General features: G+C 69.6%; 12 protein-coding genes. 6 read left to right on the forward strand and 6 right to left on the reverse strand.

What is annotated here, in order from left to right; genetic code table 11:
* Positions 1-6: 6 nt before the first annotated feature.
* Positions 7-969, reverse strand: coding sequence for a zinc-dependent alcohol dehydrogenase family protein (locus FB381_RS18120; protein ID WP_141781576.1), 963 nt, complete (start codon positions 967-969; stop codon positions 7-9).
* A 106-nt stretch (positions 970-1,075) separates the two neighbouring features.
* Between FB381_RS18120 and FB381_RS18125 the strand changes: the two genes are divergently transcribed.
* The 4 genes from FB381_RS18125 to FB381_RS24535 all read left to right on the forward strand — a co-directional run bounded on the left by FB381_RS18125 (position 1,076) and on the right by FB381_RS24535 (position 4,766).
* Entirely contained in the window at positions 1,076-1,699 is a 624-nt protein-coding gene (locus FB381_RS18125) for a TetR/AcrR family transcriptional regulator (RefSeq protein ID WP_211352482.1), read from the forward strand.
* Between the two features lie 178 nt (positions 1,700-1,877).
* Positions 1,878-3,167 carry an aspartate--tRNA(Asn) ligase gene (aspS, locus tag FB381_RS18130; RefSeq protein ID WP_141781577.1) on the forward strand — a complete coding sequence of 430 codons (1,290 nt, stop codon included), beginning with the start codon at positions 1,878-1,880 and terminating at the stop codon, positions 3,165-3,167.
* 323 nt (positions 3,168-3,490) lie between these two features.
* Positions 3,491-4,591, forward strand: a complete 1,101-nt coding sequence (locus FB381_RS24530) for a hypothetical protein (protein ID WP_342778424.1) — start codon at positions 3,491-3,493, stop codon at positions 4,589-4,591.
* A 1-nt stretch (position 4,592) separates the two neighbouring features.
* Positions 4,593-4,766, forward strand: coding sequence for an HNH endonuclease signature motif containing protein (locus FB381_RS24535; protein ID WP_342778425.1), 174 nt, complete (start codon positions 4,593-4,595; stop codon positions 4,764-4,766).
* A gap of 190 nt (positions 4,767-4,956) precedes the next feature.
* Here the strand turns inward: FB381_RS24535 and FB381_RS18140 are convergent, their stop codons facing one another.
* The 4 genes from FB381_RS18140 to FB381_RS18155 all read right to left on the reverse strand — a co-directional run bounded on the left by FB381_RS18140 (position 4,957) and on the right by FB381_RS18155 (position 9,440).
* Positions 4,957-7,281 (reverse strand): VanW family protein, encoded by a 2,325-nt coding sequence (locus FB381_RS18140; RefSeq protein ID WP_170225218.1) that lies wholly within the window; start codon positions 7,279-7,281, stop codon positions 4,957-4,959.
* Between the two features lie 173 nt (positions 7,282-7,454).
* On the reverse strand, positions 7,455-7,811 hold the full coding sequence (locus FB381_RS18145; RefSeq protein ID WP_141781579.1) for a hypothetical protein: 357 nt from the start codon (positions 7,809-7,811) through the stop codon (positions 7,455-7,457).
* Positions 7,808-8,719, reverse strand: a complete 912-nt coding sequence (mshB, locus tag FB381_RS18150) for an N-acetyl-1-D-myo-inositol-2-amino-2-deoxy-alpha-D-glucopyranoside deacetylase (protein ID WP_141781580.1) — start codon at positions 8,717-8,719, stop codon at positions 7,808-7,810. Before mshB ends, FB381_RS18145 begins: the two co-directional genes overlap by 4 nt.
* A 10-nt stretch (positions 8,720-8,729) precedes the next feature.
* On the reverse strand, positions 8,730-9,440 hold the full coding sequence (locus tag FB381_RS18155; RefSeq protein ID WP_246088178.1) for a (deoxy)nucleoside triphosphate pyrophosphohydrolase: 711 nt from the start codon (positions 9,438-9,440) through the stop codon (positions 8,730-8,732).
* Between the two features lie 132 nt (positions 9,441-9,572).
* Between FB381_RS18155 and FB381_RS18160 the strand changes: the two genes are divergently transcribed.
* Positions 9,573-11,342, forward strand: coding sequence for a M15 family metallopeptidase (locus FB381_RS18160; protein WP_141781581.1), 1,770 nt, complete (start codon positions 9,573-9,575; stop codon positions 11,340-11,342).
* Between the two features lie 28 nt (positions 11,343-11,370).
* Here FB381_RS18160 and FB381_RS18165 read toward each other — a convergent pair whose 3' ends face one another.
* Positions 11,371-12,213, reverse strand: a complete 843-nt coding sequence (locus FB381_RS18165; protein ID WP_141781582.1) for a thioesterase family protein — start codon at positions 12,211-12,213, stop codon at positions 11,371-11,373.
* A gap of 57 nt (positions 12,214-12,270) precedes the next feature.
* Between FB381_RS18165 and FB381_RS18170 the strand changes: the two genes are divergently transcribed.
* On the forward strand, positions 12,271-12,660 hold the full coding sequence (locus FB381_RS18170) for a YidH family protein (protein WP_246088179.1): 390 nt from the start codon (positions 12,271-12,273) through the stop codon (positions 12,658-12,660).
* Positions 12,661-12,681 lie beyond the last annotated feature (21 nt).

Here is a 12,681-nt window from a genome sequence, read left to right on the forward strand (position 1 = left end):
CGTGCCTCACGGCACCAGGACGATCCGTCCGAACACGGTGCCGGCGTCCATCTGACGGTGCGCCTCTGCTGCCTGGTCGAGCGGCAGGACGTCGTGGGCGACGGCGTGCAGGTCGCCGCGGGCCACGCTCGCGAGCAGCTCGGCCCGGGCAGGGTTCCTGGCCGCGACGGGCACCGTGTCGAGGCTGAACGTGGCGAAGGATCGCGACTGCTGGAAGGAGGCCAGGAGCCGGCTCCCGAAGTCTGCCGGGGGCATCCCGGCGACCACTCCGACGATCACCATCCGGCCGTTGGCCGCGAGGCGATCGATGAAGTCGGCGGTGGCCGGCCCACCGACGATGTCGATGACCACGTCATAGCTCTCCGGGGCGTCCGGCGCGCCGTGGCCGGACCGGTCGAGCACGTGCGTCGCGCCGAGCTCGCGAAGGCGCTCGCCCCGCTGGGGCGAGGAGGTCGTCACGGCGACGGCGCTCGCGCCACCGCGAGCCGCCAGCTCGACGACCGCGATGCCGATGCTCCCCGCGGCGCCGCGTACGAGCACGGACTCGCCGGGAGCGAAGTGAGCATGCACGAGCGCGAAGTGCGCCACGGTCGCCGAGCTCCCGACCGTCACGGCATCGGCCGCGGAGAGGCCGTCGGGAAGGGCGGTGATGTCCTCGACCCGGGCGACGGCCTGCTCGGCGTAGCCGCCCGACGTCCCGGTGAACGCCCACAACCGGCGCCCGACCCAGGTCGGGTCCACGTCGGGCCCGACCGTGGTCACCGTGCCGGCGACCTCGCTGCCCGGGATCAGGCCCTCCTCGAACCCGAAGCCGGAGAGCGTTCCGCGCCGGATCACGGCGTCGACCCCGCCCACGCCGATCGCCTCTACGGCCACCAGCACCTCGCCCGGGCCCGGCGGTGCTTCGTCGACCTCGGCCACCACCAGGCCGCTCGGGTCGCCGAACCGCTCGATCTTCACTGCTCGCATCTTCGTTCTCTCTCGTGCTCGTCTGGCGCACGTCTCTGGCGCATGTCTCTGGCGTACGCTGGCGAAGCTAACGGACGCCTGCGTCCGCTTCCAGAAAGTGAGAGACATGACCGAGACGTTGCCTCACGACCTCCGCTCCGATGCCCGCAACAACCGCGACCGGATCCTGGAGGCAGCGCGATCGCTGTATGCCGAGCACGGTCTCGAGGTCACGATGCGCGAGGTCGCCCGCCGAGCAGGTGTCGGTCCCGCGACGCTCTACCGTCGCTTCCCAGCCCGGCAGGTGCTCCTCGAGGCGGTCTTCGCCGACGAGCTGCGCGCCTGCGGAGGCATCGTGGAGGACGGATGCGCCGATCCGGACCCATGGCGAGGGTTCACCTCGGTCATCGAGCGGATCAGCGTGCTCAACGTCGGCAACCAGGGCTTCGTCGACGCCTTCATGTCCGAGCAGCCGCGCAGCGAGTCGTTCGCCGAGCACCGCAGAGAGCTCCTCGCCAAGCTCGCGGAGCTCGCCCAGCGGGCACAGGCCGCGGGCCGCCTCCGCGGCGACTTCGTGATCGACGACCTCGTCCTGGTGCTGCTGGCCGGACGCGGACTGGCCGCGACACCGTCGGCCCGCAGCGTCGCCGCGGCGCGACGCTTCGCGGCCCTGGCCATCGACGCGTTCCGGGCCTCGGAGACCCATCGCCCGCTCCCCGGCCGGCAAACCCGTTGGCGGCGCCCCGCGTGACATCTACCATCGATGCTGGCGCCGCCGAGGAGTGACGATCCTCGAGCCTTCAGCGGCAGGGCGGCGCCCGCGCGTGCGGCGTACCGACGAGAGGCTGATGACACATCAGCGAAGGTGTGGTGGCACCGCGACCTAGCCCCCGCCCACACCTCCAGGGCCTCGCTCCCTGGAGGAAATGATGAGACCGATAGACCGTACGCTCGCCGCCCACCTCTCCGTCGCCACTCCGGGCGACGCCGTCCGCCTCTGCGGGCACGTGCACCGGCGGCGTGAGCTCGCCGCCGTCACCTTTCTGGTGGTTCGTGACCGCTCCGGCCTGGCGCAGGTGGTGATCAGGCCGTCCGACGGGCAGGAGGTGCCGCCGGAGGAGACGCCCGTCGAGGTCGTCGGTGTCGCGACCGCGAGCTCACAGGCACCGGGCGGGGTCGAGATCACCTCGCCGGTCATCACCGCGCTCTCCGACCCGGCGCTCACCCCACCGGTCGAGCTGTGGCGACCGGCACTCGCTGCCGGCCTGCCGACACTGCTCGACCATGCGCCGGTGACCTGGCGCCATCGCGCCGTGCGAGCGCGGTGGGAGCTGGCGGCAGCGTCGCTTCGAGGGTTTCGCGCGACCCTGGACCAGGCAGGGTTCACCGAGGTGCACTCCCCCAAGATCGTCGAGTCGGCCACCGAGTCGGGGGCCGACGTCTTCGAGGTCGACTACTTCGGGCGACCCGCCTACCTCGCCCAGTCACCGCAGTTCTACAAGCAGCAGCTCGTCGGCATCTTCGAACGGGTCTACGAGGTCGGGCCCGTCTTCCGCGCCGAGCCGCACGACACCGTGCGCCACCTCGCGGAGTACGTCAGCCTCGACGTCGAGCTCGGCTTCGTCCGCGACCACCGCGACGTGCTCCGGGTGCTTCGCGACGTCGTCGCGGGGATGGTCGAGGGGATCGAGACGTACGCCGCGGGGGCGGTCGAGCGCCTCGGGCTCGAGCTGCCCGTGGTGCCCGAGGAGATCCCGGTCGTCCACTTCAGCCAGGCGCTGAGGCTGGTCGGGGCGACCGACGACGAGCCCGACCTCGCGCCCGAGCACGAGCGCGCGCTCGGGGCCTGGGCACGGGAGCACCATGGCTCCGACTTCCTCGCCGTCGAGGGGTATCCGATGCTCAAACGGCCGTTCTACACCCACCCCGAGCCCGGCGACGAGCGCTGGAGCAACAGCTTCGACCTGCTCTTCCGAGGTCTCGAGCTCGTGACCGGTGGGCAACGACTGCACCGGCTCGGTGACTACGAGACTGCTCTTCTCCAGCGGGGTCAGTCGCCTGCGGCGTACGCGGCTTATCTGCAGGCCTTCGCGCACGGGATGCCGCCGCACGGTGGGTTCGCGCTCGGGTTGGAGCGGTGGGTCGCACGGGTGGTTGGGGCTGCCAACGTTCGTGAGGTCTCACTGTTTCCGCGGGATGTGCATCGGGTTTCGCCTTAGGGGGCGCTCCCTGCCGGAGGTGTGTTGTTGGGGCTGGTGTGTGCCGCCGACCCTGTCTTGGAGGGTCTTCTCGATCTGGCCCGGCGTCAAGGACGGCCTTCGGCCGCCGGCTTCGCCGGCCGCTTCGCGGTCCTGGACTCCGGGTCAGATCGAGAAAAGATTTGGCTGATTATCGGGGCGGCGGCACGGGTGTGGCCGGGAGGCGTAACTGTTGCTTCGCTGCCGCCGAAAAGGCGGTTTGACCTGCGGAAATAGCTGGATCTACTCGTCGGTAAAGAGTAAAATCAGGGGTATCCGGCAGGCACCTTGAGAGGAGGCCTGCAATGAGCGTCGAGAACCACGTCGACCACTGGGGAACCAGCCCCGGCGACCCCGTCTCGGCTGCTCTCGCTGCCATCGACACCGCTCTCGGTGAACTGCTTGCGATGGATCCCGCTTATTGGCGGACCAGTCAGAAGAAGGACGTCCTCGTACGGCTTCAGCACCTCAAGGCGCAGCAGGCTGCACTCGAGCTGCGGGTGCTCGCCACGAGCGGTGACATCGCCGAGGAGACCGGCGACAAGGATGCGTCTGCGTGGATGCGGGCTGACCTGCTCGTCGACAAAGGTGTGGCTCGTTCGCAGATCAAGCTCGCCGCTGCCGTGTCCAAGCACGAGCTGCTTGCGGCCGGCCTTGCCGACGGTGTCGTCTCAGCGTCCAAGGCTCGGGTGATCACCAAAGCATTGGACGCGATCGAAGCCAACCCTGTCGCGAGCGCGGAAGATCTGTTGCTCGCCGAGAAGCTGCTGGTCGACTACGCCACCCGACTGACCGCCAACGAACTACGCATCGTCGGACGCCGGATCCTGGTCGAGATCGACCCCGCTCGATTCGAAGACGCCGAAGCCAAAGCCCTCCTCGCCGAGGAAGAACGAGCCCAGCAGAAGACCGCACTACGGATATGGGACAACCACGACGGCACCATCGGCTTCGACGGCGTCCTCCCGGTGGCGCTGGGGATGCGGTTCAAGACCCAGGTCGAAGCCTGGGCACAGCCCCGCAAGCAACAGCTCGTCGAGAAGGGCAGCCCGCTCCCGCCCTGGGAGCGGCTGATGGGACAAGGCTTCGCCCGCATGTTGGAGACCATCGAGCCCGACGCGTTGCCCCGACACGGCGGGCGACGCGACCACCATCAACGTGGTCATCTCGCTCGACGACCTCCGCAAGGAGCTCGGCACCGCAATCCTCGGGTTCGACGAGGCCAACGGGACCACGATCAGCGCCACCGAGGCCCGCAAGATGGCCTGCAACGCCACGATCATCCCCTGGGTCCTCGGCGCCGACGGCCAAGTCCTCGACGCCGGTCGATCCAGTCGCTTCTTCCAGCCGATCCAGCGCAAGGCACTCCGGTTGCAGCAGAAGTGCTGCCAGGCCGATGGATGTGACATGCCGCCCGAGTGGTGCGACGCCCACCATCTGACCCCGTGGTCACTCGGCGGGAAGACGGATCTGAAGGATGGGGTTCTGTTGTGTCCGCATCACCATCGGTTGGCGCACGCCCCAGGTTTCAGCCATGAACGGTTGCCCGACGGAACGATCCGGTTCACCCGACGCCCCTGAATCAGGCGGCCCGCTTGTGAACAATTCACAAAGCGTCATCGTCTGGTACAGCGCCTCGCAACCGCCTCCGGGCGCGGGCTCGACCTGCCCTCATCCTCAGCCCGGCACCCAACTCAAACATGCCGTGCCAGACCCCTGCCACCGACCCCGAAGCACGACCGAGCCAGACGACACACTCAGTCAGGCCAACTCAGTTCGGGTCAGCGGGCGGCTTCTTCTTCGACTCGTCGGTGCACTTGACCTCGTCCTGCGGGATGTAGACGGTCTTGAAGGCTTCGGAGTCGACCTTCGAACCGCTGCCGGGCTTGTAGAAGTCGCGCCACACGTTGATCGAGAAGCCCTTGGCGCCGGAGGTGTTCTCGCAGTTGCCGTCGGTGATCTTCTGCTTGCCGGGGGGCTTGAAGTCGTAGCGCTCGCCGGTGCGGGCCTTGATGTCCCAGAGCTTGGTGGACCACATCTCGACGGTGACCGAACCCTGGCCGGCCGAGCCGGCGGGGTTCACCCAGGAGTGGATGAGCACGCCGTACTTGGTGTTGTTCTTGAACTTCAGGTCCAGCGACGGCCAGGCGACGGTCGCTTCGCGGCCGATCGGGTAGCGGTCGATGTAGAGCGAGTGCGGCTTGTGCTCGACGTCTTGGAGGCCGGCGAAGAACATCGCGTTGAAGGTGGTCGTCGCCATCTGGGAGACGCCGCCGCCGTAGTCCTCGCGGAAGATCCCGTTCTGGATCATCCAGCCCTTGGTGAAGCCGTTGGCGGCCGTACGCTCGCCGACGATGCCGTTGAGGGAGAAGGTGTCGCCCGGCTTCAGCACGGTGCCGTTGACCAGGTCGGCGGCGCGGCCGATGTTGACGTTGCGGTATTCGGCGTAGGGGAAGTTGGTCGTGTAGGAGGAGATCTTCTCCTTCACACCCCAGGCCTTGGCCTCCTTGGTGGTGACCTTCGGCTTGGCGACCTTCGACTTCACCTCGACGCTGCGGTCGTCCTTGGCCGCGGTGGCGACATCGAGGAAGACCGCCTCCAGGTCCTTCTGGTTGAAGGTGACGCCGGGCTTGGCGGGCACCACCTTCGGCTTGCCGTTGACCAGCTTCACGGTCGCGTCGACCGGGCGGGCAGCATCGTCCGAGAGCGCCTTCTTGAGCACCTTCTTCAGTTTCTTCGGCGCCACCGACGCCTGCAGCTTGCCGTCCTTGGGATCGAAACGGATCGCCTCGCCGAACTCCTTCGGGGAGAGTTTCACCGGAGTCTTCTCGAACTTCAGAGTGATCGGGCCGGAGACCGCCGGCGTGGCGACCTCGTCGACCGCCTCCTTGACGTCGGTCTCGTCGACGTCGGGAGTCAGCTCCTCGAGGCGTACCTCCGCCTTGCGGTCACCTTCGACGAGCAGCTGGTCGCTGAGCGCGGTCGCGAGCGTGGCGTCGCTGACGCCTTCACCCGCAGCAGGCTCGGTGGTCTTGATCTTGCCCTTCTTGATGGCGACGCCACCGTTCTTGAACGGGGTGCCGGCGCCCTTGTTGACCTTGGCCGCGACCGCCCCGATCAGCTTGTCGTCGGTCTTGATGACAGGCTCGACCTCGTCGCCGCCGGCGAAGTGCTTCCACAGCTTCACCGGGCTCCAGCTGCGGCCCGCCGCCGCCTTGTCGACCGTCGCCTCGGCGTCGAGCTCGAGGCCGGCATCGGCAGGGTTGACCTCGGTCGTCTTGCCGTCGGCGACGACGTTGATCGGCTGGCTGTGCGCGGGGGCGAACTTCTGCTCCAGGATCGGCGTGGCCTCCTCAGCGGTCATCCCGCCGATGCTCACGCCGGCGACCTTGGTGCCCTCAGCGATCTTGTCGCCCGCGATGGCGTACGCGGCGGCCCACCCTCCGAAGGCCGCGATGGCGAAGCCACCGGCGACCGCCGCGGCAATCTTGGTGCCCCTGCCGATCTGCTTGCCCTCGGCCGGGACCGGCTGCGCGTAGTCGGGCTGCGCATAGCCAGGTTGGGGGTAGCCGGTCTGTGCATAGCCGGTCTGTGCATAGCCGGTCTGTGCATAGCCGGGCTGGGTGTGGTCAGGCTGGATCTGGTCGGGCTGCGCGGGCTCGTGCACGACGAACGGCCCCACGCCAACGACCGTCTCCTCGAGCGGCTCGTCGTCGGTGTCAGCGGTGTCAGCGGGGTCCGAGACCGGGAAGTTGAGCCCGACCTCGGTGTCCGCCTCGGCGGCGGCCTCGGGGTCGGCGTCAGCGGCGGCATCGGCCGCGTCCGGCTCGGGCGCGAAGTTGCGGCTCTTCGAGACGAACAGGAAGTTGTCCTCCGCCGGCAGCTCGCCGCGCTTGGGCAGCGCCGAGCGCAGCGTCGTGCTCCGCAGCAGCGTCTCCTCGGCGGGATCCTCGAGGTCGGCCGACGCGTCGGCACCGGCAGCGCCGGGGCCCATGATCCGGGTCGCGCCGTCGGGCTCGTCATCGGGCACATTCGCGACCGGCTCGGCCCCGGCGACCTCGGCGACACGCGCATCGATCTCGATCTGCGGGATCATGATCGTTTCGATGCCAGCATCATCAGCGCCAGTTTGACTGGCGTTGTTTCCTGCTGCATCAATTTGCTTCGCAGGCTCGGGTGCCTTGGAGGCCTCGGGCTCATGGGACATGCCGGAGAGCCTAAGACCTATACCCCCCTGGGCCGAACCCGTAGCCCATCTTGGGACGTTTGTCACGCACCTCGGCGACCCGGATCGGCCGGTGCGGGCCGCTTCGCGGACGTCACCGCGGCCACGACCAGCATCAACACGGCCACGACGATGACCGCATAACCCTCGAGGTTGCCGGCGACGGCGTAGCCGCCCGTCGGCCTCGGCGACGCGGCCAGCGCGACCACGATCGCCCAGGCCGCGGCGTACGCGATCCGCATCGGCCCCCGCGTGAGCGCGACCAGCGTCGCCAGCGACGCACCCACGCCGAGCAGCAGGCCCCACCACCACGGGTGGACGGCGACCGCCGCGACACCAACGACGAAGCCGACGACGAGACCGAGCACGAGCGTGGCCAGCACGCCGAGGAGAGGTCTCACAGCCCCGCGAACAGGTCGGTCAGACCGTGCCCGTCGACCGTGCCCTTGGCGATCCGGAAGTGCTCGTGCGACCACGCCGTCGTGCCCAGGCTGTTGGTCATCGCGAACATGCCCTGCTCCATGTCCATCTGGGTGGGATAGGAGCGCATCGCGGCGACCTTCTGGTCGGCGTAGGACGTGCCGTCGATCGCCGCGGCGATGTCGACGTCGGGCGTCGCCATCGGCAGCGGACCCTCGGGGTCCATCCCGCCGAGCGACTCGTCGTCGCCGGCCGCACGGGCGGCCCGCAGACCTTCGCGGATCCAGCTCTCCGCGATCGCGGTCCAGAAGATCCGGTCGACCTCGTGGGCCTCCCCGAGCTCCTTCTTGTAGGTCGGCACGGCGGCGAGATGGGCCGCGTACGTCGCGACCCGGTGCGCCTGGATGTGGTCGGGGTGGCCGTAGTTGCCGAACTCGTCATAGGTGACCAGCACCTGCGGGCGCACCTCCCGGATGATCGTGACGAGGTGGTCGGCGGCCTCGGTGAGGTCGGCGTACCAGAACGCGTTCTCGCGGGCGTCGGGATCGGGCTGAGCGTGGGTGCCGTCGGCGCTCCAGGTCATGCCGGAGTCGCGGTAGGTGCCGAACCCGCCCAGCCAGCGGTGGTCGATCTCGCTGCCGTCGGGCGCCTTCAGGGCGGCCATCGCGGCCTCGATCTCGCCGCGGCGATGCGCACCCAGGGCGTCGTCGCGGTCGGCGGCGAGGTGGGCCAGCTCGGGCACCAGGATCTCGCCCATCTCCCCCGCCGTGCAGGTCACCAGCGTGACGTGGGCTCCCTCGGCGAGATATTTCGCCATCGTCGCCCCCGTCCCGATCGTCTCGTCGTCGGGGTGGGCGTGCACGAGCAGCAGGCTCTTCTCGGAGGTCACGGTCTCGATCCTAGGAGTTGCCCAAATCGGGGCGCTTGATCCGCTTCGGATTCTCCGGCAGCTCGACGGGTTCGGGGGCGATCGAGGTGTCCGGCGCCTCCTCGGCGACGTCGAGCCACCCGTCGTACTCGTCGACGAGCAGCTCGAGCACCATCTCGGGCGCGTCGGTCTCCACCGACCACGGGTGGTCCTCGTCGTCGTCCTCGCCCTGGTAGCGCTCGCGGCCGACCCGAGCGGACCAGCCCTCGCGCTCCAGCGTCGAGGCCGCAGCGCGGGCGTCGCCCTCGTCGAAGAAGATGCCGCGCACGGTGGCACCCTCAGGCACCCCGAGCACATGACGGAGCGGATCGAGGAACGGACGGTCGGGCTCGAGCCAGTCGACCGAGTCGAGATCCTCGGCCGCCAGCCACAGGATCTGGTCGTGCTCGCGCGGCCGCGGCTCACCGGCGGTCACCCGGGCGGTCGCGGCGATGAGTCGCCCGCCGGCGGACCCGAGAGCCGACTCTCCCCGCATCCAGTCGAGCACCTCGACGAGGCAGCCGAGCTCCTCGCCGATCTCCCGGACGAGCGCGGCCTCCGCGGTCTCCCCGTGCTCGACCTTCCCGCCAGGAAGCTCCCAGCGTCCGGCCGCCTCCGGCGGAGACGTACGCCTCGCGGCCAACACCTGCTTGCCGTCGGCGCTGAGGATCGCCGCGGCCACTACGGTCATGGAGCTGTTCACCCGGGCGATTGTTCCCTACCGATCTCGACCGGTCTCAACGATGGGCCACGCTGGGGGATCTTGGGTACGCTGCAACGCCGTGTCCCCCCGACTCCTGCTCATCGCCGGCAACGCCCCCTCCGAGGCGCGTCCATGAGCGATCAGCAGTGGCCCCCGAGGCGGCCCGGCGACCCTCGCCGCCAGCCCCGCGACAACGGCCAGCCCCGCGATCCTGGCCGGCCGGGGGACAACGAGCGTCCGCTCCCAAGCCAGCGGCCGATCCGCCCCGAGCGGCCGGGCTGGGAGCAGCAGCCCCGCCCCGGCGAGCAGCCCTATCCCGGGCCGCAGCGGCCCTATCAGCAGCCGCAGCAGCCCTATCCGAGCCAGCAGCGGCCCTATCCGCAGGACCCACGCCAGCAGGACCCGCGCCAGCCGTATCCAGGCCAGCCCATTCCTGGACGCCGGCTTCCGGGCCAGTCATACCCGGGCCAGCCCTACCCCGGCCAGTCATACCCCGGGCAGCCCCACCCCGGTCAGCACTACCCCGGCCAGCAGCCCTATCCGTCCGATCCTCGGCAGCCCGACCCCACAGAGCCCTATCCGGGCCAGCCCTACGGGCAGGACCCGTGGCAGCCGGTTCCGGGGCAGCCGATTCCGGGGCAGCCGATTCCGGGGCAGCCGGCCCCGGCGTACCCCCAGGGTTTCGGTCCTGGCCGGTTCGGGCCGGAGCCGCCGAAGAAGCGCAGGTGGCCGAAGGTTCTCCTGGTGCTGCTGGTGCTCGTGCTCGTCGGGGTCGCCGGTTACGGGGGTTACGACTTCTACGACCAGACCCAGAAGTGGAAGCAGACGGCCACCGACGACATGCGCGACCTGGGCAGCGACCTCTCGGTCGCGGTCGCCTCGATGCGCGAGGTCGGCTGGGAGGTGACCGCCGAGGACATCGGCGCCTTGCTGGATCAGCCCGCACCCCACAGCGACGGCCTGGGACTGCGTACGGTCACCGCCGACGAGGCCCAGAAGAGCTTCACGGTGGCGGGTTACCGCACCTGGCAGGACACCTACGCCAAGCGTGACCACACCACCGCCGTGTGCGCTGCCATCACGTTGGGCGAGGGCACCAAGTCGCCGGTCGAGCAGACCATCACAGACTGCCCCGACAGCACCCCGAAGAGCGCGCCGGCGGCCACGGGCACCGACACCGACATCGACACCGGCGGGGCCGAGGCAGAGGCAGGCGGTGTCGCCGGCGACCTTGCCGACCTGATGACCCAGGCAGCCGAGCGCCGCTCGTCGGCGGGTGCGAGCGACGACCTGCTCGACGTCGCCGCGCCGACCAAGCCCGTGGGCAACATGCGCGCCGACTCCACGGCGCTGCGCTGCGCACCCGGCACCAACAACATCGGCGAGGCCGAGGGGTACGACGAGGGCAAGCTGATCCCGGTGCGCCTCTGTGCGGTCGAGGGCATGCCCAACACGGGCACCGAGAGCACCAAGGGCGACCCGTCCTACCTCGACGGCTCCGACGGGCTGACCGTCGTCAACGCCCGCATCTCCGGGGCCGCGGCCGCGCTGGTCAAGAAGGCCTCCAAGCAGGGCGTCGACCTGGTCGCGGGCAGCTCGTTCCGCACGATGAAGAAGCAGAAGGCGTTGTGCGCCGAGGATCTCAGCGGCGGCTGCCCGGCCGGCGACTACACACTGACCGCCCAGCCGGGTCACTCATCGCACCAGCTCGGGATCGCGATCGACTTCGAGGAGCCCAGCGTCACCGGCGGCAAGACCTGCGCGACACGGGCCTCGCAGCCGAGCAGCGCCGTGTGGCGGTTCCTCAACAAGGTGGCGCTGGACTTCGGCCTCAAGCAGTACGCCCCGGAGGCATGGCACTGGGACGCCTACGGCGGCAAGGACCGCTGCGCACCGCTCTGACGCTGCCGGCCTGGGCGCCGGGGAGCCTTCAGGCGCGGGGCACGCGAGCGAGCTGGCGCGCCTGGCCGACGAGCCTGCCCTCGGAGTCCCAGACCTCGCAGTCCTCCTCGAACATGCCACCCGAGAGGTTGCGGGAGGTGTGGGTGACCTTGAGCCAGCCCGGCGCCGGCTTGTGCCGGACATGACAGGTGAGCTCGAGGGTGGGCGCCCAGCCGGGCATGCCGAGGTCGTAGGTCACCGGCGGCAGCGCGTCGAGCACCTGGAGCAGCGAGATCGGGTCGGCGTCGCGGTCCTTGAGCCGGAACCACGCGGAGAACGTGCCCTTGCCCGAGCCCTCCCCACCTGCCCAGACGAACTGCTCGGGCGGCACCAGCATGTCGAAGCGTTCGAGCATCGGCACGAAGCTCTTGACCTCGTCGGGAGCGCTGTGGGTGACCACGCACTCCTCGCGCGGCGGCAGCTCGGGCTCGATCAGGGTGACCCGCTCGAGCGGGTTCGCCTTCGCGTGGAGGCCGTCGAGGTCGGCGTACGTCGCGGTGGTGGTCAGCCGGAGGTCGTCGCCCTGCCACAGCTCGGCGCTCACGATCGCGAGGGAGCCGGAGTCACGCTTGACGTCGATGCGCACCTGCGCCGCGCCGGGCACGCTCGCGCTGGTGTAGAAGGCGCTGACCACGATCGGGTCGGGGTGCCTGGGCAGGTGCTGACTCACCGCGTTGGCGATCACCGAGAGCAGGTAGCCGCCGTTGACCCCGCCACCGACCACCCAGCCGGGCGCGAGATCGGCCGCGTAGGTCGTCGCATCCGTCCGGCGGACATCGATGTCGCGGTCGAACTCGGCCTGCCCGCTCGCGGACTGTGCACTCTCACCCATGGGAGAAATCTAGATCGCTACCCGATATGGGAGACGATGGGGTCATGAGGAGACGGCATGGGAGACGGCACGGGACGCGGCATGACTGAGCAGGACCCACGGCACCCGCGCTGGGTCTACGGGCACGGCTCGGAGCCGGATCCGCGGTTCACGCTCGCCAACGAGCGTACGTTCCTGGCCTGGGCACGTACCGTGCTCGGACTGCTGGCAGGTGCGGTCGCGCTGCACTCCTTCCAGGTGCCCTCCGCCGACGGCGTACGCATCGGGGTCATCCTCCTGCTGGTGCTCACCGCCCTCTCGTGCACGGTGCTCGCCATGGTGCGGTGGGCTCGCGTCGAGCGCGCGATGCGCGAGCGCAGGCCGTTGCCGGCCTTCTCGACCGGGTTCATCCTGGCCGGCGCACTCCTGATCATCAGCGTGCTGCTGGGGTTCTCGCTGGTGTCCTGAGCGACCCGCCGCGGCTCACAG

Origin of the sequence: Nocardioides albertanoniae, assembly GCF_006716315.1 — a bacterium.
Taxonomy (GTDB): Bacteria; Actinomycetota; Actinomycetes; order Propionibacteriales; family Nocardioidaceae; genus Nocardioides; species Nocardioides albertanoniae.